The sequence below is a fragment of the Pseudonocardia sp. Ae505_Ps2 genome (genome assembly GCF_001932425.1).
GTDB lineage: Bacteria > Actinomycetota > Actinomycetes > Mycobacteriales > Pseudonocardiaceae > Pseudonocardia.
Genome location: NZ_MCIP01000001.1, coordinates 4,174,368 through 4,195,584, shown reverse-complemented (window position 1 = coordinate 4,195,584; position 21,217 = coordinate 4,174,368). Strand labels below are relative to the sequence as shown.

Here is a 21,217-nt window from a genome sequence, read left to right as displayed (position 1 = left end):
TGCACAGTCGGCCGCCCCGGACCGGGCACATCGCCCCGTGACCCGGCCCTGACCTGCACCTACCGTTCTCCCGACCAGCCGAGAGGAGACCGAGATGAGCGGTGGGGTCGGTACGGACGACTACGCCCTGAGCAGGGTTCCGGAGCACGCCCGGTACTCGTGGTGGAGCGTGGCGGTACAGCGGTTCGGGCAGGTGTCGGCCCTGAGCCAGTTCCTGCTCGGCTCGACACTCGGGTTCGGGATGGGGTTCTGGGACGCCTTCCTCGCCTTCACCCTCGGCGCGGTGATCCTGGAGCTGGTCTCGATCGGCGTCGGGATCATCGGCTGCAAGGAGGGCCTGAACACCTCGCTGCTGGCCCGCTGGACCGGCTTCGGTCACGGCGGCAGCGCACTGATCGGTGTCGCGATCGGGGTGAGCCTCGTCGGCTGGTTCGGCGTCCAGTCCGGGGTCTCGGCCGAGGGCCTGGTCTCGCTGGTCGGCGTGCTGCCGGTCTGGGCGTGGTCGCTGGTGTTCGGCCTGGTCGTCACCATGATCGTGCTGTGGGGCTTCGGCTCGATGCAGTGGGTCGCCTACGTGACGGTGCCGGCCTTCCTGGTGCTGGTCGGCTGGTCGATCGGCAGCGCCCTGCTCGGCCACGACGTCGGCGCGCTCATGGTGAGCCCGCCGCCGGGGCCGTCGATCTCGCTGGTCGAGGGCACGACGCTGGTCGCGGGCGGCTTCATCGTCGGGGCGATCATCACCCCGGACATGACCCGGTTCAACCGGACCTCCGCCGACGTGGTCAAGCAGACCGTCGTCGGGTTCACCCTCGGCGAGTACGTGATCGGCATGTCCGGTGTGCTGCTCGCACACGCCATCCGGTCCGACGACATCATCACCATCGTCACGTCGTCGGTCGGCTGGGTCGGCACGCTGATCATCATCCTCGGCACCCTCAAGATCAACGACTGGAACCTCTACTCGGCCGGGCTGGGCGTGGTGAACTTCGCCGGCAGCGTCCTGGGACGCACCGTCAGCCGCCCGATGGTCACCCTCGCGCTCGGCGTCGTCGGCTCGCTGCTGGCCGCGGGCGGCATCCTCGACCTGTTCACCGGGTTCCTGTCGGTGCTGGGCGTGGTGTTCCCGCCGATCGCCGGGATCATGGTCGCCGAGTACTTCGTGGTGAAGCGCTGGCGCGGTGACCTGGAGGCCGCGCGGACCACCGGTGCGCTGCCCGCCACCTCACCGACCTGGGTGCCGGCGACGCTGGTCATCTGGGCCGCCTCGGCCCTGCTCGGCGGTCTCGTCGACGCCGGGCTGCCCAGCGTGAACTCGATCGTGGCGGCCTTCGTGCTCTACGTCGTCGCCGGGCGGCTCGGGCTGCTCCGCGGGATCGGCGTCAGCCGCACCGAACGGCCGGACGTGGTCCCGGCCCCCGCCGTCACGTCCTGACCCGCACTCCGCGCCGCCCGTCCGCGATCCCGCGGGCGGGCGGCGCGGCACCACCGAAGGAGCACTCCATGCGCATCGGCATCGACGTCGGCGGCACCAACACCGACGCCGTCCTGCTCGACGACGCCCCGGCCGGCGGAGTCCGGGTACTGGCCGCCGTCAAGTCCGCGACCACCGACGACGTCACCTCCGGCATCGTCGGCGCGCTCACCGGCCTGCAGGCCGACCACCCGTTCTCCCCCACCGACGTCGACGCCGTGATGATCGGGACGACGCACTTCGTCAACGCCCTGGTCGAGGCCCGCCGCCTCGCCCCCACCGCGGCGCTGCGCCTGGGCCTGCCCGCCACCGCGGCGCTGCCGCCGATGGTCGACTGGCCGCAGCGGCTGGTCGACGCGATCGCCGGGCGCGGCTACCTCGCCCACGGCGGCCACGAGTTCGACGGCCGCCGGATCTCCCCGCTCGACCCGGACGAACTGCGTCGCCACGCCGCGGACATGGCCGCGCACGGCGTCCGTTCGGTCGCGATCTCCTCGGTGTTCTCCCCGGTGACCAGCGAGTGCGAGCTGGCCGCGGCGGAGATCATCGCCGAGGAGCTGGGCCAGGACGTCCCGATCTCGCTGTCCCACGAGACCGGTCGGGTCGGGCTGCTGGAGCGGGAGAACGCGACGATCGTCAACGCCGCGCTGCGCGAGCTCGCCGCGCACATCGTCGACGCGCTCGCCGGGGCGGTGCAGGGCCAGGGCATCACGGCGCCGCTGTACCTGTCGCAGAACGACGGCACACTGATGGACGTCGGCTACACCCGTCGCTACCCGGTGGCGACGTTCGCCTCGGGTCCGACCAACTCGATGCGCGGTGCCGCCGTGCTGTCCGGGCTGGGCACCTGCGCGGTCGTCGACGTCGGCGGCACCACCTCCGACGTCGGTGTGCTGACCGCCGGCTTCCCGCGGGAGGCCGCCGTCGAGGTCAGCGTGGCCGGGGTGCGCACCAACTTCCGGATGCCCGACGTGCTCAGCGTCGGCATCGGCGGCGGCTCCCTGGTCCGCACCGGCGAGCCCGGACGGTCCGAGGGGCCCACCGTCGGCCCGGACTCGGTCGGCTACCGGCTCACCGAGCGGGCGCTGGTGTTCGGCGGCGACACCCTGACCGCGACCGACATCGCCGTCGCGGCGGGCCGGGCCGACATCGGCGACCGCTCCCTGGTCGCCGGGCTGTCCCGGGAGCTGGTGACCGCGGCGCTGGACCGGATCGCCACCGACGTCGCCGACGTCGTGGACCGGATGCGGATCTCCGCCGACCCGCTGCCGGTGGTCGCCGTCGGCGGCGGCTCGGTGCTGCTGCCCGACGCCTTCCCCGGGCTGGGCGCGGTGCACCGCCCGGAGAACTTCGCCGTCGCCAACGCGATCGGCGCGGCGATCGCGCAGGTCGGTGGGGAGGTCGACCGGGTGTACGCGATCGAGCCGGGACGCCGCGACGCCGTCGTCGACGCCGCCAAGCAGGAGGCGGTCGACCGTGCGGTCGCCTCCGGCGCCGACCCCGGCTCCGTCGCGCTCGTCGACTTCGACGAGGTCCCCATCCCCTACCTGCCCGGCAACGCGACCCGCATCCGCGCCAAGGCGGTCGGCGACCTGCGTCTGGAGCGGAGGGTGACCCGGTGACCGGCGTGCTGACCGTCGAGGACCTGCCCGCGCTCGCCCGCGGTGCCGCGCTGCTGGGGACCGGCGGCGGTGGTGACCCCTACCTGGGACGGCTGCTGGCCCAGCGGGCGCTGCGCGAGCACGGGCCGGTGCCGCTCGTCGACCCCGCCGACCTGCCCGACGACGCCGCCGTGTTCGTCGTCGCGCAGATGGGGGCGCCGACGGTGAGCGTGGAGAAGCTGCCCGCCTACGACGAGATCGGCCGCGCGGTCACCGCGCTCGCCGGGCACCTGGGGGTCACCCCCACCCACGTCGCGTGCATCGAGGCCGGCGGCATCAACTCCACGATCCCGGTGGCCGGTGCGGCGATGCTCGGGCTGCCGCTGGTCGACGGCGACGGCATGGGCCGGGCGTTCCCCGAGCTGCAGATGGTGCTGCCCGGCATCGCCGGCGTCCCCGCCACCCCGATGTCGATCACCGACGAGCAGGGCAACACCGGCGTCCTGGACTGCCCCACCGCGAAGTGGGCCGAGGACCTCGCCCGCTCCATGACGATCACCATGGGCTGCACCGCGATCATCTCGAACTACCCGATGACCGGGGCCCGGGCACGGGAGACGATGATCCGCGGCACCCTCGGGCTCTGCGTGCGCATCGGGCGTGCCATCGCCGGGGCCCGGGCCGGGCTCACCGACCCGGTCGCCGCGGCCGCCGCCGAGATCGGCGGACGCGTGGTGCACACCGGGAAGGTCGTCGACGTGCAGCGGCGCACCACCACCGGGTTCGCCCGCGGGACGGCGACGCTGTCCGGTGGGTGCGTCCTGCACTTCCAGAACGAGCACCTGATCGCCGAGGTCGACGGCGCGACGGTCGTCACCACCCCGGACCTGATCATGGTGCTGGACACCGCGACCGGGGAGCCGGTGACCACCGAGGGGCTGCGCTTCGGGCACCGGGTCAGCGTGCTCGCCGCCCCCGCGGACCCCCGCTGGCACACCCCGGAGGCGATCGCCGTCGTCGGACCGCGGTACTTCGGCTACGACACCGACCCGGTACGGGTCGCAGGCAACACCGACCCCGTGCGGGTCCACGACACCGTGACGGACGGAGCGCCGGTATGAGCTGGACCCTGACCCCCGACGACCTGCCCGACCTCGCCCGCGGCGCCGCGCTGCTCGGGACCGGCGGCGGCGGGGACCCCTACATCGGGCGGCTCATGGTGGAGCAGGCGATGCGCGAGCACGGGCCGGTCACCGTGCTCGACCCGGCCGATCCGGCCGACCTGCCGGAGGAGATGTTCGTCATCGCGACGGCAATGATGGGCGCGCCCACGGTGATGATCGAGAAGATCCCGCGCGGCGACGAGCCGGTGCTCGCCCTGCGCCGCCTGGAGCAGCACCTCGGGCGCACCGCGGACGCGACCATCCCGATGGAGTGCGGCGGCATCAACTCGATGATCCCGCTGCTCGTCGCGGCCCGGACCGGGCTGCCGGTGATCGACGGCGACGGCATGGGCCGGGCGTTTCCGGAGCTGCAGATGGAGACCTTCGGGGTGTACGGCGTGCCCGGGTCCCCGATGGTCGTCGCCGGGGACCACGGCGAGTCGGTGCTCATCGACACCGGCACCGACAACCACCGCATGGAGCACCTCGCGCGGGGCGCCGCCATCCGGATGGGCGGGTCCGCGCTGATCGCGGAGTACCCGATGTCCGGCGCCGACGTGCGCCGCACCGCGATCCCGCACACCCTCACCCTGGCGCTGCGGCTGGGCCGGGCGATCCGGGAGGCGCGCGAGCAGCTCGGGGACCCGGTCGCGGCGATCGCCGACACGCTCGCGCCGACGCTCTACCGGCACCTGCGGGTGCTGTTCGCCGGCAAGGTCACCGACGTCGAGCGGCGCACCGTCGACGGGTTCGCCCGCGGCACCGCCCGGTTCACCGCGTTCGACGGCGGCTCGGAGCTCCGCACGGTCTTCCAGAACGAGACCCTGGTCGCCACCGTCGACGACACCACCGTCGCGGTCGTCCCGGACCTCATCTGCGTGCTGGAGGCCGAGTCCGGGGAGCCGATCACCACCGAGGCGCTGCGCTACGGCCAGCGCGTCGTCGTGGTGGGGATCTCGACGCCGGACATGATGCGCACGCCGGAGGCCCTCGCGGTGTTCGGGCCGGCCTGCTTCGGGCTGGACGTGCCGTTCGTGCCGCTGGAGACCGCGGTCCCGCGGGGAGCGGGCGCCGCGGACCGGGTCTGACCTGGCAGCATCCCCGGCGTGGAGGTGACCGCGGGAGACGTCGACGCCCTCGTCACCGGGGTGCTGCTGCTGGGCTCCGGCGGGGGCGGCGACGCCAGGGTGTACGCCCACGTGCTGCGGTCGGTGCTGGCGGCGGGCCCGGTCCGGCTGCACTCCCCGGCGGAGCTCGGCGACGCCCCGGTCGTGCCGGTCGGGATGCTCGGCGGCACCCGGGTGCTGGGCGAGAAGCTGCCCTCGGGCGACGAGCTGCCCGCGGCCGTGCGCGCTCTGGTCCGCTGGACCGGGGTCACCCCGGCCGCGGTCATGCCGTTCGAGGCGGCCGGGCTGAACGGCGTGCTGCCGCTGCCGCTGGCCCACCAGCTGGGGCTGCCGCTGGTCGACGCCGACCTGATGGGGCGCGCGCTGCCCCGGGTCGACCAGCTGACCCGGGTCGTCGCCGGGGGCGCGGTGACGCCGATGGCGCTGGCCGAGCCGGCCGGGCAGACCGTCGTCGTCGACGGCGGGGACGCGGTGTCGACCGAGCTGACCGTGCGGGCGTTCGTCGCCCAGGCGGGCGGCTGGGCCGGGACGGTGATGGCGCCCGCACCGGCCTCGGCCGCGCTCGGCGACGCCTGCCTGGGCACGCTGGGCCGCGCGCTGGGGCTGGGTCGCGCGCACGCCGGGCTGGGTGACACCCCGGCGCCCGCCCGCGTCGCGGACGCGCTCGGCGGACACCCGCTCGGCGGCGGCCGGGTGGTGGACGTGCGCCGCTCCCCCGTCGGCCGGTTCGGCCGGGCCGCGGTCACCGTCGACGCACCGGGCACGGGTGTCCTGCGGATCGAGGCGGAGAACGAGTACCTGCTCGTGCTCGCCGACGGCGAGACGGTGGCCGCGTCGCCGGAGGTGATCGTGCTGCTGGACCGTCGCTCGGCCGCGCCGATCGCCGCCGACGCCGTCCGCTCCGGCGACGACGTGCTGGTCCTGGTGCTGCCCGCGCCGCCGTGGTGGGCGGCCCGCCCGGATGCCGCGGTCCACGTCGGTCCGCAGGCGTTCGGGCTCGGGCCGCCCACGGCCCGCGGCGGGGCGGCAGCCGCGCGACCCAGGACGGGGGCGGGATGGTGACCGGCGGGCTGGGTCTGTCCGGGCTGCTCGCCCACCCCGACTGGGCCGCGGTGCGCTCGCTGGGCGGTCCCGTCCCGGACGGTGCCACGGTCGCGCGGGTGGTCACCGTCGCCGATCTGCACGCCGACCCGGGTGAGGTGCGGGCGGCGTTGCTGACGGTCGCGGTGTCCGCGCCGCGCGAGGACTGGCACTTGGACGTGCTGTTGCGCCGCGCCGTCGCGGCCGGGGCCGTCGCGGTGCTGCTCGCCGGGGACGCACCGTTGCACCCGGCGAGCCGGCTGCTCGCCGGGCGGATGGGGCTGCCGGTGCTCGGCACACCGGACGCGCTGGCCGCCGCGCTGACCGCGACCCGGCTGCTGCAGGAGCCCGACCAGGTGGTCGCGGCACTCGTCGGTCGGACGGCGGCGGTGTGCGGGGTCCCGCACGGCGGCGTCGACGACCTCGTCGCGGACCTGGCCCGGACCTGGCGGCGGCCGGTGTGGCTGCTCGACCCGGGAGGCTCGGTCGTCGCGGGCGCGGATCCGGCGGGCCCCGCGCCCCCGCCGCCTGCCGCCGGGTCGGCGCTGCTGGAGGTGGCGTTCGGTCCGGGCCAGCCGGACGGCCGCCTGGCCGTCACCGAGCCGGAGGGGGTGCCCGCCGAGACCGCGGCGCTGCGGGCGGCGCTGGCCGTCGCCGCGAACTCGGTCCGTCAGCGGCTCGCCGAGCAGCGGCTCACCGTGGAGCGCGACGCGCGGCTGCGCACGGCGCTGCTCGCCGAGATCCTGCAGGCCGGGGACCCGCTCCCCGCCGGGCTGCGACGCCGGGCGCTCGACGCGGGCTGGTCGCTCGACGGCTGGCACGCGGGCCTGCGGATCGACGTGCCGTCCTCGGTGGACGTCGTCGCGGCCCGGGAGCAGGTGCTGCGGGCGGTGGAGACGGCGCGGCTGCGGGCGGTCGTCGTCGAACAGGGGCCGGGGTGGAACGCCTGGACGACGTTCGACCACGAGCCCGTCGCCGGCGAGCTGCAGCAGCACGCGACGGCCGCGCGGCGGACCCAGTGGCTGTTGCGGGAGTCCCTGCCGACCTCGACCGGGGTGGGACGGGTGCACCGCGGGGCGCGCGGGCTGGCCCGGACCCTCGGCGAGGCCGGGGACGCGGCACGGCTCGCGGCCGAACGCACGACCAGCGGCCGGTTCGTCCACGTCGACCGGCTCGGCCTGGGGGCGCTGCTGCTGGCCTGGACCCGCACCGACACGTTCCTGCCCGCCGCCAGGTCGATGCTGGAACCCCTGCAGGGCAGGCCCGGGGACCTGCTGACGACGCTGACCGCCTACCTGGACGCGGAGTCGTCGCTGACCGAGACCGCGGCGGTGCTCGGGGTGCACCGCAACACCGTCGCGACCCGGATCGAACGGGTACGGCACGTGCTCGGCGTCGACCTCGCCGACCCGGACGAGCGCCTCGCCCTGCACCTGGCGTGCCGCAGCGTGCTGTTCCACAGCTGAACGCGGCTACGGCCGGAGGATGCGGCACCCCGTGGCGGGGGCGGTCACTCGTCGGCGCGGCGGGCGAAGCGGAACGGCCGGTCGACCCACTCGGCGTCGACCGGCCGCGGGTCGAACTCCCCGGCCAGGACCGCGCGGGCCGCGAGCAGCCCGGCGCAGGACACCGCGTTCACGATCTCCCCGGAGAACACCATCCCGAGCGCCTCGGCGATCGGGATCCAGCGCAGCTCCAGGTCGGCCTCCTCGTCGTCGCCCAGGTCGGGGCGGGGCTTCTCGACGAGGTCGCGCGCCAGGAAGATGCGGACCGACTCGTCGGAGAACCCGGGCGAGGGCACGACGTCGAGCAGCACCGACCAGTCGCGCGCCGACAGCCCGGCCTCCTCGGTCAGCTCCCGGTCGGCGGTGACCGCGGGGTCCTCCCCCGCCACGTCGAGCAGGCCGGCGGGGAGCTCCCACAGCCGTCGCCGGACGGCGTGGCGGTACTGGTGCAGCATCCGGACCCGCCCGGACTCGTCCACCGCGACGACGGCGACCGCGCCCGGGTGCTCCAGGATCTCGCGGGTCGCGACCCGGCCGCCGGGCATGACGACGCGGTCGGACCGCAGCGCCATGACACGACCGGAGTAGATGTCGGTGGCCGAGCGGACCGGGAAGTCGTGCTCACCGGGGCGGGTCACCGGGCCACCGCCCGGCGGGTGCGCAGTTCGATCACCCGTCGGACAGTAGTCGCCGGGCCCCGCCCGTGCGGGCGCGCGGGCCGTACGGGCCGCGCCCCGCGCCCGACGGCAGGGCACCCGACCACTGGAACCGGACCGCAGCACCGACGGCGGCCCGGTCCGGTCGGGGTCAGCGGACGGGGGTGCTCTCGGCCGGGGCCACGCCGTTGCCGCCCGCGCCGACGGCGACGTCGTCGCCCTCGGCCGTCTCGGCGTCGTCGGCGTCGGCGTTGTCCCGGCCGGGCAGGTGCACCGGCAGCCGGTCCTCGGCCCGGTAGCGCAGCGCCGCCTTCACGAACGCCGCGAACAGCGGGTGCGGCCGGGTCGGGCGGCTCTTGAGCTCCGGGTGCGCCTGGGTCCCGACGAAGAACGGGTGCTGCGACGACGGCAGCTCCACGAACTCCACCAACGTGCCGTCCGGGGAGGTCCCGAACACCAGGCCCGCCTCGGTGAGCTGCTGCCGGTAGGCGTTGTTGACCTCGAAGCGGTGCCGGTGCCGCTCGGAGATCTCGCGCGTCCCGTAGGCCTTCGCCGCGACCGAGCCGGGCTGCAACACCGCCGGGTAGGCGCCCAGGCGCATGGTGCCGCCCATGTCCCGCTCGCCCGCGACGACGTCGCGCTGGGTCGCCATCGTCGAGATGACCGGGTGCGCGGTCTCCGGGTCGAACTCGGTCGAGCTGGCACCCTCCAGGCCGGCGACGGTGCGCGCGGTCTCGATGACCATGCACTGCAGGCCCAGGCACAGGCCCAGGGTGGGGATGCGCCGGGTGCGGGCGTGGGTGATCGCGCCGAGCTTGCCCTCGATGCCGCGGATGCCGAAGCCGCCGGGGATGAGCACCCCGTCGACGCCGTCGAGCGCCTCGGCCGCGCCGGCCGGGGTCTCGCACGAGTCCGAGGGCACCCAGCGGACGGCGACCTTGGCATGGTGGGCGAAGCCCCCGGCCCGCAGCGCCTCGGTGACCGAGAGGTAGGCGTCGGGCAGGTCCACGTACTTGCCGACCAGCGCGATCGTCGCGGTCTCCCGCGGGTGGTGGACGCGGTCGAGCAGGTCGCCCCACACGGTCCAGTCCACGTCGCGGAAGGGCAGCCCGAGCCGGCGCACGACGTAGGCGTCGAGGCCCTCACCGTGCAGCACCTTCGGGATGTCGTAGATCGACGGGGCGTCCGGGCACGCGGCGACGCCGTCGAGCTCGATGTCGCACATCAGCGAGATCTTGCGCTTCATGCCCTCGGGGATGTCCCGGTCGGCACGCAGGACCACCGCGTCGGGCTGGATGCCGATGTTGCGCAGCGCCGCGACGGAGTGCTGGGTCGGCTTGGTCTTCAGCTCGCCCGACGGCGCCAGGTACGGCACCAGCGACACGTGCAGGAAGAAGCAGTTGTCCCGGCCGACCTCGTGGCGGACCTGCCGGGCGGCCTCGACGAACGGCAGCGACTCGATGTCGCCGATGGTGCCGCCGACCTCGGTGATGACCACGTCGGGGGCCACGCCCTCGGCGTCGGGCTCGGCCATCGCGAGGACGCGGTCCTTGATCTCGTTGGTGATGTGCGGGATGACCTGGACGGTGTCGCCGAGGTACTCGCCGCGGCGCTCCTTGGCGATGACCTCGGAGTAGACCTGGCCGGTGGTCACGTTGGCCCGCCCGGCGAGGTCGCGGTCCAGGAACCGCTCGTAGTGGCCGACGTCGAGGTCGGTCTCGGCGCCGTCCTCGGTGACGAACACCTCGCCGTGCTGGAACGGGTTCATCGTCCCGGGATCGACGTTGAGGTACGGATCGAGCTTCTGCATGGTGACGCGAAGCCCGCGCGCGGTGAGCAACTGACCGAGACTGGAGGCGGTCAGGCCCTTACCCAGCGAGGACGCGACCCCACCGGTGACGAAGAGATGACGGGTGGCGCGAGTCTGCACGGAGCTTCAGCCTACCGATCGGTCAAGGGGCGGCGGGAACCGGCCCCGCCGTTCCGGCCCCGGAACCGTAGCGGCCGGTGCCTCCTGCCTGTCGTTCGGCGAGTGCGAGCACGGTCGCGACCCGCCCGGCCCCGGTGCCGACGCCGTCGACGGTGGCGAGCCGGCCCCCCGGCCCGGCCCCGGCCGCCCGGGCGGCGGCGACGGCCGAGCCCTCCGCGGCGTCCCGCCCGGCCAGCACGGCTCCCGCACCCCGACGGTCGAGCTCGGCGGCCAGTGCCGCGGCGGTGCCTGCCGAGGCGTCGGCGTCCACCCCGGAGTACGCCGCCCCGGTCACGACGACGGCGAGTCTCCCGGCCGCGGGGCTGCCCTGCGGGGCCTCGGCGAAGCCGCCGCCGGCGAGCCCGGCGAGGACCGTGCCGGCCGCGTCCGGGGCGGGTGCGGGGCCGTCGGGCGGTGTCAGCAGCGCGGAGCCGAGCAGGCCCCCGGCGAGCGCACCGGCGTCGGTGGCGGTGGGGAGCTGCGCCCCCGACGGCAGCAGCCGCGCGGACAGGTCGCGCAGCTGATCGGCGCGGGCCGGGTCGGTGACGGCCGGGGTGAGCACGACCTCCCCCGCGACGCTGCCCCCCGCGGTGACGACGAGCTCGGCGACCGCGCGCGTGTCGGCCGGGTCGGCACCGAGCGAGACGACGGTCACCGGCACCCCGGTGAGCTTCCCGCGCACCAGGTCCGGTCCGACGCGGCCGGCGAACTCGTCGCTGGCGTGCAGCTGCGCGGCCAGGGCGTCGCGTTCGGCGCTCAGCCGGGCGATCTCTCCCGTGTCCGCCCCCGAGGCCGCGACGTCGGCGATGCGCTGCGGCAGCCCGACGACGGCGAGGGCGAACCCGGCCGCGAGGGCCAGCACGAACACCGCGACCAGGGCGATGCGGTGGTGGCGCCGCGAGATCACGCCGGGAACCATCCGGCGACCAGGGCCCGCACGCTCTCCAGCACCCCGCGCAGCCACTCCAGCACCGCCGGACCGCCGCCGGACACGAGCACCGCGACGACGACCGCGACCACGGCGGCCGCGACGAGCAGCAGCAGCGGCGCGAACGAGGTCCGGCTCCGGTACATCTGCGCGATCATCGCGCCGTCGACGACACTGCCCCCGGCCTGGAGCCGGGTCAGGAAGGTGGAGGCGTTGCTGCCGGAGCGTCCGCGGTCGAGGAACTCCCCCATCGACGCGGACAGCCCGACCGTGACGATCATCGAGGCGCCGCGGTGGTGGGCCAGCAGCAGCGCCAGGTCCTCGGGGTTGGCCATCGACGGGAAGGTGACGGCGCTGGCGCCCAGGTCCTGCACGCGGTGCAGACCCGGGGCGTGCCCGTCGGGGAAGGCCGGGACGACGACGTCGGCACCGCTGGTCAGCGCCTGGTTCGACACCTCGGAGGGGTCGGCGACGATGAGGTCGGGGCGATGGCGCGCGTTGAGCAGCGCGTCCGCCCCGGCCCCGACGCCGATGAGCACCGGTCGGTACTCCTTGATGTAGGCCTTGAGCTGCTTGAGCACGGCGAGGTGCTCGAACCCGGCGGCGACGACGAGCACCGGCCGTCCGTCGAGGGCGACGTCGACCTCGGGGACGCCGTGCCCGTCGAGCAGCAGCGAACGCTCCCGACGCATGAACTCGATGGTGTTCGCGGCGAACGCCTCGAGCTGGTGGGTCAGGCCCTGCTTGGCCTCGTCCAGGGCGTCGGCGACGGTGTCCTCGGTCTGCTCGCGGCCCTCGCACAGCGGCTGCTCGCCGGAGTAGAGGACGCCGTCGTGCAGCCGCACCCGGATGCCGTCCTTGACGGCGCGGAGGGTGTCGGGACCACAGTCGTCGACGAGCGGGACACCCGCCTCGACGAGCACCTGCGGGCCGAGATTCGGGAACCGGCCGGAGATCGACGGCGCGGCGTTGACGACGGCGGCGACCCGGGCGGCGACGAGCGCATCCGCGGTCGCCCGGTCCAGGTCGACCTGGTCGATCACGGCGATGTCGCCGGGCCGCAGGCGCCGGAGGAGCGACTCGATGCGGCGGTCGGCGCGTGCCGGGCCGGTCAGGCCCGGCAGCTCCGGTCGGGAACGGTGCAGCAGGCCGGACAGCTTCATGTCGCGCACTGTGACAGGTGGGGCGCCCGTGACCACGGAGGCACGCCGCGTGAGACTGTGACGTCACTGGCCCGGAGCATTCCCCGCGCCGCCGGTCGACGGCAATCGGAGCAGCAGCCTGCTCACCCACAGCGACCACACACCGCCCGCCGGCTCACACTGGCGACCCGGCCCGGCAGCTCACCCTGGCCGTCCGGCCCGGTCGGTCTGCTCGACCGTCCGGCCCTGCCGATCAGCTCGGCCCGATCGTTCGCCCGGCCGCTCAGCCGGCCCGGGCGACCCGGCGACGCCGCGGCGACGCCGCAGGACGGGTCGCCGCGCCGTCCGAGCCGGTTCCCCGGGTGTCGGTGCCGCAGGAATCGGTGCCGCAGGAATCGCTGCCGCGCGGACCGGGAACCGTCCCCTCCGCCTGCGCAGTGGAGAGCTCGGTCTCCGCGTCCCGCGGGGGCCGGCCGCGCCGGGACTGCGCGCGCCGCGACCGGGCCTCGGCGAGATCCGCGGGGCGTGCCGCCGCGCGGTCGGCCTCGCGGTGCGCGGTCGCGGCGCTGAGCAGCTCCTCGGCGTGCGCGCGGCCGGTGTCGGTGTCGTCCATTCCGGCCAGCATCCGTGCCAGCTCCCCGGTGCGCTCCTCGTCGGTGAGCCGCCGCACGCTGGAGCGGGTGACCCCCGCCCCCGACGCCTTCTGCACCACGAGGTGCCGGTCGGCGTACGCCGCGACCTGCGGCAGGTGCGTCACGACGATGACCTGGTGCCGCGAGGCGAGCTGCGCGAGCCGGCGGCCGATCTCCACCGCGGCCCGGCCGCCGACGCCGGCATCGACCTCGTCGAACACCATGGTCGGCACCGGGTCGGCTCCGGCGAGCGCGACCTCCAGGGCCAGCATGACGCGGGACAGCTCACCGCCGGAGGCCCCCTTGTGCAGGGGCTGGGCCACCGCGCCGGCGTGCGGGACGAGCCGGATCTCGACCTCGTCGACACCGCTCGACCCGGCCTGACAGCGCCGCCCGCCGACCTCGAGCACCGGCCCGGTGTCGGCGGCGGGCCGCGGCTGCACACCGACCTGCAGCGTCGCGTCCTTCATGGCGAGACCGGCGAGCTCGGCCGTGGTGGCCTCGGCCAGCCGGGACGCAGCGGCGGTACGCGCCGCGGTGACCGCGGCGGCGTGCCCGGCCAGCTCACCGGCGAGTGCGTCACGGCGGGCCGACAGCTCGGCCAGCGCCTCGTCGGAGGTGTCGAGCCCGGACAGCCGTTCGCGGGCGGTGGCCGCCCAGGCGAGCACGCCGTCGGTGTCCGCGGCGTACTTGCGGGTGAGCGCCTTGAGCTCCGCCTGCCGGGTCAGGACGCGGGACAGCAGCTCGGGGTCGGCGTCGAGCCGGTCGAGGTAGCCGGACAGCTCGGCCGCGACGTCGGCGAGCACCGCGACGGCCTCGGTCAGACGCGGCCCGAGCTCCTCGAGCGCGGGGTCGCCACTGCCCTCGACGAGCCCCTTGGCCTGCCCGGCGAGCCCGACGGCACCGGGGGCCTCGCCGTCGTCCGTCCCGGACAGCGCGAGATGTGCGCTCTCCGCGGTGGCCCGCAGGTCGTCTGCCTCGGCCATCCGGCGGGCCTGTCCGACGAGCTCGCGGTCCTCCCCGGGCTGTGGGTCGACGGCCTCGATCTCGGCGAGCCCGTGCCGCAGCAGGTCCGCCTCCTGCGCGAGCCGGCGCGCGTTGTCCCGCCGCTCCGCGAGCTCGGTGACCACCTGGAGCCACTCGGTGCGGACCGCCCGGTAGGCGGCCAGCGGGACCGCGACCGGATCCCCGGCGAAGCGGTCGAGCAGGGCACGCTGGTCGGAGCCGCGCAGCAGCCGCAGCTGGTCGTTCTGCCCGTGCACGGCGAGCTGGGTCTCGGCGAGCCTGCCCAGCACCCCGTTCGGCACCGACCGCCCGCCCAGGTGGGCACGGGAGCGCCCGTCGGCCGACACGGTGCGGGCGGCGATCAGCGACCCGTCCTCGTCGGCCTCGGCGCCCACCTCCTCGGCCAGCTCCAGGGCACCCGGCGAAGCCGCGAACCGGCCTTCGACGACGGCCCGCTTCGCCCCGGCCGACACCCGCGAGGACTCCGCACGGCCACCGCCGAGGAGGTTCAGCCCGGTCACGACCATGGTCTTCCCGGCGCCGGTCTCGCCGGTCAGCACGGTCAGGCCCGGGTCGAGCTCCAAGGTCGCGTCGTCGATCACGCCGAGGCCCTGGATCCGCATCTCGGACAACATGCGTGGGACCATACGTTCGAACACCGACAGCGTTCGAGCCCCGACACGCAGCCGACACCGAACGGATGTTCCCGTGCGCCGAACGGTCGATCAGGCGTTCGAATCCGGTGGTGGGTTCCGGGCCCCGCGCCAGCCCCGGACGGGCAGGTCGAACTTGCGGACGAGCCGGTCGGCGAAGGGCTGCGCGGCCAGGCGCACCATGCGCACCGGCTCCGACGCGCGGCGCAGCTCCACCCGGGCCCCGGGCGGCACGGCGACGGTGCGGCGACCGTCGCAGTCCAGCACGGCGGACGGGCCGTCGGCGGACACCTCGATGGCGACGGTGCTCTCCGGCGCGATCACCATCGGCCGGGCGAACAGGGCGTGTGCGTTGCTGGGGACCACCAGCAGTGCCTGCACCTGCGGCCAGATCAGCGGGCCGCCCGCGGAGAAGGCGTAGGCGGTGGAGCCGGTCGGGGTCGAGCAGAGCACCCCGTCGCAGCCGAAGGAGGACACCGGGCGGCCGTCCACCTCGAGGACGACCTCGAGGATGCGGCCGCGGGTGGTCTTCTCGACGACGGCCTCGTTCAGCGCCCAGGCCCGGCCGAGGACCTGCCCGGCGGCGGTGACGACGGCCTCGAGGGTGGTGCGTTCCTCCACCTCGTAGTCGCCGTCGGCGAGCTTCTGCAGCGCCTCGGGCAGGGTGTCCTCCTCGGCCTCGGCGAGGAAGCCGACGTGGCCGAGGTTGACGCCCAGCAGCGGCACGCCGGCGTGGCGGGCGAGGTCGGCGGCGCGCAGCAGGGTGCCGTCGCCGCCGAGGACCAGGACCGCCTCGGCACCGCGGGCGCACTCGGGGCTCCCGGGGACCGGGACGGGCTCGTAGCCCGCGGGGACGTCGGGGTCCGCGGCGAGCTCGGCCCACTCGTCGGCGAGCACCCGGGTGCGCAGGCCGAGCCGCCCGAGCTCGCTCATCACGTGCAGCGCGGTCTTGCGGTTGGTGGGCCGCCCGGTGTGCAGGACCAGCAGGACGTCCCTCATGCGGGGCCGTCCGCGACCGCGGCCGCCAGCATCGGTGCGAGCTCGGGCTGCGCGGGGGCGACGCCGGCCGGCCCGTCGGCGGGCCGGCGCAGGTGCAGGAAGTACTCGACGTTGCCCGACGGGCCGGGCAGCGGGCTCGCGGTCGCGCCGAGGACCTGCAGCCCGGCCGCCGCGGCGGCGGTCGCGACCCCGTGCAGCGCTTCGGTGCGCAGACCCGGGTCGCGCACGACCCCGCCGGACCCGAGCCGGTCCTTCCCGACCTCGAACTGGGGTTTCACCATGGGCAGCAGGTCACCTCCGGGCGCGGTGCAGGCGGCGAGTGCCGGCAGCACGGTGCGCAGCGAGATGAACGACAGGTCGGCGACGGTCAGGTCGACCGGTCCGCCGATCTGCGCCGGTTCGAGGGCCCGGACGTTGGTGCGGTCGTGCACGTGGACGCGCTCGTCGGACTGGAGACGCCACACCAGCTGGCCGTACCCGACGTCGACGGCGACGACCTCCGCCGCCCCGCGGGTGAGCAGCACGTCGGTGAAGCCGCCGGTGGAGGCGCCGGCGTCGAGGCAGCGGCGCCCGGCCGGATCGACGCCGGTGAACGCGTCGAGGGCCCCGAGCAGCTTCTTGGCGCCGCGGGAGGCCCAGTCGGGCTCGCCGGCGTCGTCCGGGCGGACGAGGACGGGTGCGTCCCGGTCCACCACGGTGGCGGGCTTCGCCGCCGGCATGCCGTTGACGACGACCCGGCCGGCGGCGATCAGCTCGGCGGCCTGGCCGCGGGAGCGGGCGAGCTTGCGGCGGACGAGCTCGGCGTCGAGCCGGGAACGGGTGGGTCCCATCGTCACTCCCGTTCCGAGCCGGCGCTCAGCGCGCGGCCGAGCGCGGCGTGCACCCGCTCGAACGCGGCCGGGTGCTCGGCGACCGGACGGTCGTCCAGCGCGTCGAGCGCCGCGACGGCCGCGTCGACCTCGGCACGCAGGGCCGCGACCGGGCGGTCCTGCTCGGGCCGCGGGTCGCCCGGACGGGGTCCGGGTGCGGGAACGCTCATGGATGGTCTCCGGGGACGGGGTTCTGACGCCACGGTAGCCGACGGTCCCGACAGCGGCGGGGACGCGGCGTCACCGCCCTGGCGGCTCCGCCAGACCGAGGTCGGCCAGCGCCGCGGCGGCGGCCGCACCGTCGGGGCGGACGTCCTGGACGCCGTGCTCCCAGGCCACCGCGCAGAGCGCACGCAGCGCGTCCACCGCGGGTTCGGGACCGTCCCCGTCGCCGGAGAGCACGAGCGTGCCGCCGTCGACGGCGATGTGCCACCCGGGTCGCGGACCGGGGGCCAGCTCGTCCGGTGCACGGGTGAGCGCGGCGAGGTCGGCCCCGATGTGGGTGGGGCGCAGCTCCGCGGCGGCGGCGAGCAGGTCCGCGGCGCCGCTGACCCCGGTCAGGACCATCAGCGACGGGGCTCCCATGGCGTTGGCGCCCTCGATGTCGGTGTCGAGCCGGTCCCCGATGACGAGCGGGGCCCGCGCGTCACCGGCCCCCTCGCGGAGCAGCCGGGCGGCGGGCTTGCCCGCCACCTGCGGCTGCGCGCCGGTCGCCGTCCGCACGACCTGCACCATCGAGCCGTTGCCCGGCAGTGCACCCCGCTCGGTGGGCAGGGTGGGGTCGACGTTGGAGGCGATCCACAGCGCCCCGGCCCGGACGGCGACGACCGCCTCGGCCAGGATCCGCCATCCGGTGTCGGGCGAGTGCCCCTGGACGACGGCGTCCGCGCCGTCGGCGGCGTCGACGACGGCGAGTCCGCGGGCGCGAACCTCGTCGGCCAGCGCCGAGGTGCCGACGACCAGGACCCGCGCGCCCGGCGGGAGCTGCTCGGCCAGCATCGCGGCCGCGGCCTGCGAGCTGGTGCGGACGTCCTCGACGCGCGCCGGGAACCCGAGCTCGGCGAGGTGCGCGGCGACGTCGGCGGGGCTGCGGGAGGCGTTGTTGGTGACGTAGACCGTGGGCACGCCGCGGTCGGCCGCCCCGAGCACCGCCTCGACGGCCCCCGGGACGACCTCGGGGCCCCGGTACAGGGTGCCGTCGAGATCGGCCAGGAGGACGTCGTGGCGGGACAGCAGGTCGTCGGTCACCGGTCGCCGGCCCCGGGGTCCCGGCGCTGGTCCTGGTCCCGAACCGTGTCCTGGTCGGTGACGGGTGCGGTCGGGTCCGGCGCGGTGTCGTCCCGTCCGGTCCCGACCTCCGGGGCCGCGCTGCCGGCGCCCGCCGGGCTCTCGGGGTCGGACGGGCCGTCCCCGTCCACTGCGCCCGACGTGGTCCCACCGGCCGTCACCTGACCGGCGACGGTGTCGGCCTCGGCGTCCCCGCGGACGTCGTCCGTCCCGTCCTGGCCGGTCCGCTCCTCGCGGGTGCCGTCCCCGACGGTCCCAGCCCCGACGGTCCCGTTCTCGTCGGTCCCGTCCTCGTCGGTTCCGTCGACCACCGGGGCCTCGGTCTCGGCGCTGTCGGAGCTGTCGGCGGACGCGGCATCGGCGCGTGCGGTGCTCGTGGCACCGCCTGCGTCAGTGCCGGTCTCGGTGCGGTGGTCGTCGGCGGCCGGGGGCACGTCCTCCCAGCCGACGGTGAGCTCGTCGTCGGCGCCCTCGAGCTCGTCGCCGGTCAGCTCGGCGATCCGCGCGGCCGCGTCGGTCTCCCGGTGCGCGTCGGCGTCGTGGGCGTGCACGAACCACTGCACGGCCTCGGACTCACGGCCGGCGGCGAGCAGGTTGTCGGCGTAGGCGTAGAACAGCCGGGCGCTCCACGGGTCGCGGCGCGCCGCGTCGAGCTCGGGGACCTGGAGCCCGACGACGGCGGCGTCGGCCTCACCGAGGTCGCGCCGGGCCCCCGCGGCGACGATGAGCAGCTCGATGCGCTCCTCGTGGCCGAGGTCGCGGGCCTCGGGGCTGCGGGCCAGGTCGAGGGCTCGCTCGGGACGTCCGAGGGCGCGCTCGATGTCGGCCATGACGTGCACGTGTCCCGGTCCGCCGCCCATCCGGCGGGCCGCGCGGAACTCGCCGAGGGCCTCGTTCCACTCCCCCGCGTGGTAGGCGACGATGCCGGCGGCCTCGCGGACGACGGCGATCCGCGATGCCCGGCGGCGTGCGTAGCGCACGTGCTCGAGGGCCTGCACGGGGTCCTCGTCGACGAGCAGACCCGCTGCGACGAGGTGCCGCGCCACGACCTCGGCGGTCTCCTTCTGGAGCCCGCGCAGGTCCCGGCGCACACTCGGGTCGAGCTCGGCGGCCGACACCGAGTCCGGCAGGTCCGGCTCGGCGACGAAGGTCCGCTCGGCCGACTCCGGGATCGCCCGGCGCGGACGGTCGTCGCGGCCACGGTCATCACGGCCGCGCTCGTTGCGGCCGCGGTCGTTCCGACCCCGGTCGTCGCGCCTGCGGTCGTCCCGGCCGGCCCGCGGTCCACGGTCGTCCCGGCCGCCACGCGGCCCGCGGTCGTCGCGTTCCCGGCGCGGGCCACGGTCGTCACGGTCACGGTCACGGAGCGGACGACGCTCATCGCGCCCTGCGGGACGCTCCGCACGGTCCGCGCGGGGCCCGTCGGCGACGCCTGTCGTGCCCGCTGCGACCGGGTCGGTCCCGGCACGGTCGACGGCGTCGGCCCCCGCATCGCGGGAGTCGGTCCCGCGGGTGTCAGTCGCCCGGTCACTGTCGGCCCGGTCGCTGTCGGTCCGGGGGCTGTCGGGTACGACGGTGCCCGTGCCGCCCACGTCGTCGATGCGCTCGTCGCGGCCGGCCGGGGCGCCGTCCGCCGCTGCGGACGAGGTGTCCGGTCCCGGGGTGCCGGTACCCGCTGCGGTGGCGTCGGAGGTGACGGCGTCGGAGGTGGCGCCGGTCGGCGAGGCAGGCTCGCGACCGTCGTGGACCGGTGTACCGGCCGACGACGGGGTCACGACAGAGGTGTCACCGGCCGGGGCCGACGACGGAGCCGGGTCGGTCTGCACGACGTCCTGGGGCTCCAGGGCCGTGGACCCCTCGACCTGGCGGCCCTGCGACGGTCGTTCCTCGCGGGCGCGGTACGGCCGCTCCTCCCGGGGCCCGCGGTCGTCGCGGTCGCGGAAAGTGCTGCGCCGGCCCTCGCCGCGGTCGTCACGACCGCGAGGGGCGCGGTCGTCACGCTCCCGGTAGGGGCCACGGTCGTCACGGCCGCCTGCGGGACGGCCGCCACGCTCATCGCGGTCGCGGAAGGTGCTGCGCCGGTCCCCGCCGCGGTCGTCACGGCCACGGGGGGCACGGTCGTCGCGACCGCCGAAGGAGCGGCCGGCACGATCGTCACGGTCGCGGGACGGACGGGTGGGCCGGTCCTCGCGGTCGCGGAACGAACGGCCGCCTCGGTCGTCGTCGCGCTGCGGACGGGGCCCCCGGTCGTCGCGGTCCCGGAAGGAGCGCGTACCGCGGTCGTCCCGCCCGCCGAAGGAGCGGCCACCACGGTCGTCACGGTCCCCGGCCGGGCGACCACCTCGGTCGTCGCGGTACGGGCGGCCGCCACGGTCGTCGCGGTCGCGGGCGGGCCGTCGGTCGTCACGTCCCTGGTAGGAGCGGCCACCACGATCGTCGCGGTCACCCGTGGGTCGTCCCCCGCGGTCGCCGCGGAACGAGCGGCTGCCACGGTCGTCGCCGCCCGAGAACGAGCGGCCACCACGGTCGTCGCGGCCGGAGCCCGGACGACCGGCGCGGTCGTCGCGTCCACCCCGGAACGAGTCACGGCGGTCGCCGCCACCGGACCGACGATCGTCGTCGCGGGCGGGACGACGGTCGTCGTCGCGCCGCGGCCGGTCCCGGTTGTCGCCGCGGAAGCCGCCGTCACGCCGGCCGGTGTCACGTCCGCCCCGATCGGTGTCGCGTCCGCCCCGGTCGGACCAGGAGCGTCCCTCGGTACGACGGTCGCCCGGACGCCCTCGGTCGTCCCGCACACGGTCGCCGCTGCTGCGGCCGGCCCGGTCGTCGCGACGCGGGCGGTCGTCGCCGTCACGGCGCCGTCCCCGCTGGTCATCGCCGCGCGACCATCCCGACCCGCTGCGCGAGCCGCGCCCCTCGCCTGCCCGGCCGTTGCCGGGACGTTCCCCGTCCGTCACGTGGTCAGGGTACAAACGAACACCGTCACTTCCGCGGTCAGCGACCGCACTGGGCGAACCGCTCCGCGCAGCGAGGCGGACACGGTTGCAGACATACGAAAAAAGGGGAGCCCACAGCGGTTTCTACACCGTTGCGGACTCCCCTTTCAGAGGTTGAATGTCGGCGGCGACCT

16 protein-coding genes and 1 rRNA gene (1 of these 17 running past the window's edge) are annotated in these 21,217 nt (G+C 75.9%); 6 read left to right on the top strand and 11 right to left on the bottom strand.

Annotated features, from left to right (window positions below):
- The first annotated feature begins 94 nt into the window (after positions 1-94).
- The 6 genes from Ae505Ps2_RS19970 to Ae505Ps2_RS19945 all read left to right on the top strand — a co-directional run bounded on the left by Ae505Ps2_RS19970 (position 95) and on the right by Ae505Ps2_RS19945 (position 7,908).
- A complete protein-coding gene (locus Ae505Ps2_RS19970) occupies positions 95-1,432 on the top strand; it encodes a cytosine permease (RefSeq protein ID WP_075305881.1) in 1,338 nt (445 codons plus the stop codon).
- A 68-nt stretch (positions 1,433-1,500) separates the two neighbouring features.
- Positions 1,501-3,093, top strand: a complete 1,593-nt coding sequence (locus Ae505Ps2_RS19965; protein WP_075553859.1) for a hydantoinase/oxoprolinase family protein — start codon at positions 1,501-1,503, stop codon at positions 3,091-3,093.
- On the top strand, positions 3,090-4,193 hold the full coding sequence (locus Ae505Ps2_RS19960; protein ID WP_075333264.1) for a DUF917 domain-containing protein: 1,104 nt from the start codon (positions 3,090-3,092) through the stop codon (positions 4,191-4,193). Before Ae505Ps2_RS19965 ends, Ae505Ps2_RS19960 begins: the two co-directional genes overlap by 4 nt.
- On the top strand, positions 4,190-5,323 hold the full coding sequence (locus tag Ae505Ps2_RS19955) for a DUF917 domain-containing protein (RefSeq protein ID WP_075305875.1): 1,134 nt from the start codon (positions 4,190-4,192) through the stop codon (positions 5,321-5,323). The genes Ae505Ps2_RS19960 and Ae505Ps2_RS19955 overlap by 4 nt, the downstream gene beginning before the upstream one ends.
- Positions 5,324-5,341: 18 nt before the next feature.
- On the top strand, positions 5,342-6,424 hold the full coding sequence (locus Ae505Ps2_RS19950) for a DUF917 domain-containing protein (protein ID WP_075305873.1): 1,083 nt from the start codon (positions 5,342-5,344) through the stop codon (positions 6,422-6,424).
- On the top strand, positions 6,418-7,908 hold the full coding sequence (locus Ae505Ps2_RS19945) for a PucR family transcriptional regulator (protein ID WP_075553858.1): 1,491 nt from the start codon (positions 6,418-6,420) through the stop codon (positions 7,906-7,908). Before Ae505Ps2_RS19950 ends, Ae505Ps2_RS19945 begins: the two co-directional genes overlap by 7 nt.
- Before the next feature lie 44 nt (positions 7,909-7,952).
- On the opposite strand, the gene Ae505Ps2_RS19940 is transcribed toward Ae505Ps2_RS19945, so the two are convergent.
- The 11 genes from Ae505Ps2_RS19940 to rrf all read right to left on the bottom strand — a co-directional run.
- Positions 7,953-8,585 carry an NUDIX hydrolase gene (locus tag Ae505Ps2_RS19940; RefSeq protein WP_020623249.1) on the bottom strand — a complete coding sequence of 211 codons (633 nt, stop codon included), beginning with the start codon at positions 8,583-8,585 and terminating at the stop codon, positions 7,953-7,955.
- A gap of 169 nt (positions 8,586-8,754) precedes the next feature.
- Positions 8,755-10,533 carry a CTP synthase gene (locus tag Ae505Ps2_RS19935; RefSeq protein WP_075305871.1) on the bottom strand — a complete coding sequence of 593 codons (1,779 nt, stop codon included), beginning with the start codon at positions 10,531-10,533 and terminating at the stop codon, positions 8,755-8,757.
- Positions 10,534-10,555: 22 nt separating this feature from the next.
- Complete coding sequence (locus Ae505Ps2_RS19930) at positions 10,556-11,479, bottom strand: copper transporter (protein WP_075305869.1); 924 nt, start codon at positions 11,477-11,479, stop codon at positions 10,556-10,558.
- Positions 11,476-12,663 (bottom strand): putative cytokinetic ring protein SteA, encoded by a 1,188-nt coding sequence (gene steA / locus Ae505Ps2_RS19925; protein WP_075305867.1) that lies wholly within the window; start codon positions 12,661-12,663, stop codon positions 11,476-11,478. Before steA ends, Ae505Ps2_RS19930 begins: the two co-directional genes overlap by 4 nt.
- 262 nt (positions 12,664-12,925) lie before the next feature.
- The gene (gene recN, locus Ae505Ps2_RS19920; RefSeq protein WP_083696021.1) at positions 12,926-14,914 is read right to left on the bottom strand and encodes a DNA repair protein RecN; all 1,989 of its coding nucleotides are present in this window, start codon (positions 14,912-14,914) and stop codon (positions 12,926-12,928) included.
- A gap of 90 nt (positions 14,915-15,004) precedes the next feature.
- Positions 15,005-15,931 (bottom strand): NAD kinase, encoded by a 927-nt coding sequence (locus Ae505Ps2_RS19915; RefSeq protein ID WP_075305866.1) that lies wholly within the window; start codon positions 15,929-15,931, stop codon positions 15,005-15,007.
- Positions 15,928-16,761 carry a TlyA family RNA methyltransferase gene (locus Ae505Ps2_RS19910; RefSeq protein ID WP_020622953.1) on the bottom strand — a complete coding sequence of 278 codons (834 nt, stop codon included), beginning with the start codon at positions 16,759-16,761 and terminating at the stop codon, positions 15,928-15,930. The genes Ae505Ps2_RS19915 and Ae505Ps2_RS19910 overlap by 4 nt, the downstream gene beginning before the upstream one ends.
- A 2-nt stretch (positions 16,762-16,763) precedes the next feature.
- Positions 16,764-16,970 (bottom strand): hypothetical protein, encoded by a 207-nt coding sequence (locus Ae505Ps2_RS19905; RefSeq protein ID WP_020622954.1) that lies wholly within the window; start codon positions 16,968-16,970, stop codon positions 16,764-16,766.
- A 70-nt stretch (positions 16,971-17,040) separates the two neighbouring features.
- Positions 17,041-18,048 (bottom strand): HAD-IIA family hydrolase, encoded by a 1,008-nt coding sequence (locus Ae505Ps2_RS19900; RefSeq protein ID WP_020622955.1) that lies wholly within the window; start codon positions 18,046-18,048, stop codon positions 17,041-17,043.
- On the bottom strand, positions 18,045-21,044 hold the full coding sequence (locus Ae505Ps2_RS32680; protein WP_075553857.1) for a hypothetical protein: 3,000 nt from the start codon (positions 21,042-21,044) through the stop codon (positions 18,045-18,047). The genes Ae505Ps2_RS19900 and Ae505Ps2_RS32680 overlap by 4 nt, the downstream gene beginning before the upstream one ends.
- Positions 21,045-21,202: 158 nt before the next feature.
- Positions 21,203-21,217, bottom strand: a 5S ribosomal RNA gene (rrf, locus tag Ae505Ps2_RS19890) (it continues 102 nt past the right edge of the window).

What these genes read in the sequence shown, in the direction of transcription:
- Ae505Ps2_RS19970 (WP_075305881.1), top strand. Translation starts at nt 95, where the DNA reads ATGAGCGGTGGGGTCGGTACGGACGACTACGCCCTGAGCAGGGTTCCG.
- Ae505Ps2_RS19965 (WP_075553859.1), top strand. Translation starts at nt 1,501, where the DNA reads ATGCGCATCGGCATCGACGTCGGCGGCACCAACACCGACGCCGTCCTG.
- Ae505Ps2_RS19955 (WP_075305875.1), top strand. Translation starts at nt 4,190, where the DNA reads ATGAGCTGGACCCTGACCCCCGACGACCTGCCCGACCTCGCCCGCGGC.
- Ae505Ps2_RS19945 (WP_075553858.1), top strand. Translation starts at nt 6,418, where the DNA reads ATGGTGACCGGCGGGCTGGGTCTGTCCGGGCTGCTCGCCCACCCCGAC.
- steA (WP_075305867.1), bottom strand. Translation starts at nt 12,663, where the DNA reads ATGAAGCTGTCCGGCCTGCTGCACCGTTCCCGACCGGAGCTGCCGGGC.
- recN (WP_083696021.1), bottom strand. Translation starts at nt 14,914, where the DNA reads ATGTTGTCCGAGATGCGGATCCAGGGCCTCGGCGTGATCGACGACGCG.
- Ae505Ps2_RS19915 (WP_075305866.1), bottom strand. Translation starts at nt 15,931, where the DNA reads ATGAGGGACGTCCTGCTGGTCCTGCACACCGGGCGGCCCACCAACCGC.
- Ae505Ps2_RS19910 (WP_020622953.1), bottom strand. Translation starts at nt 16,761, where the DNA reads ATGGGACCCACCCGTTCCCGGCTCGACGCCGAGCTCGTCCGCCGCAAG.
- Ae505Ps2_RS19905 (WP_020622954.1), bottom strand. Translation starts at nt 16,970, where the DNA reads ATGAGCGTTCCCGCACCCGGACCCCGTCCGGGCGACCCGCGGCCCGAG.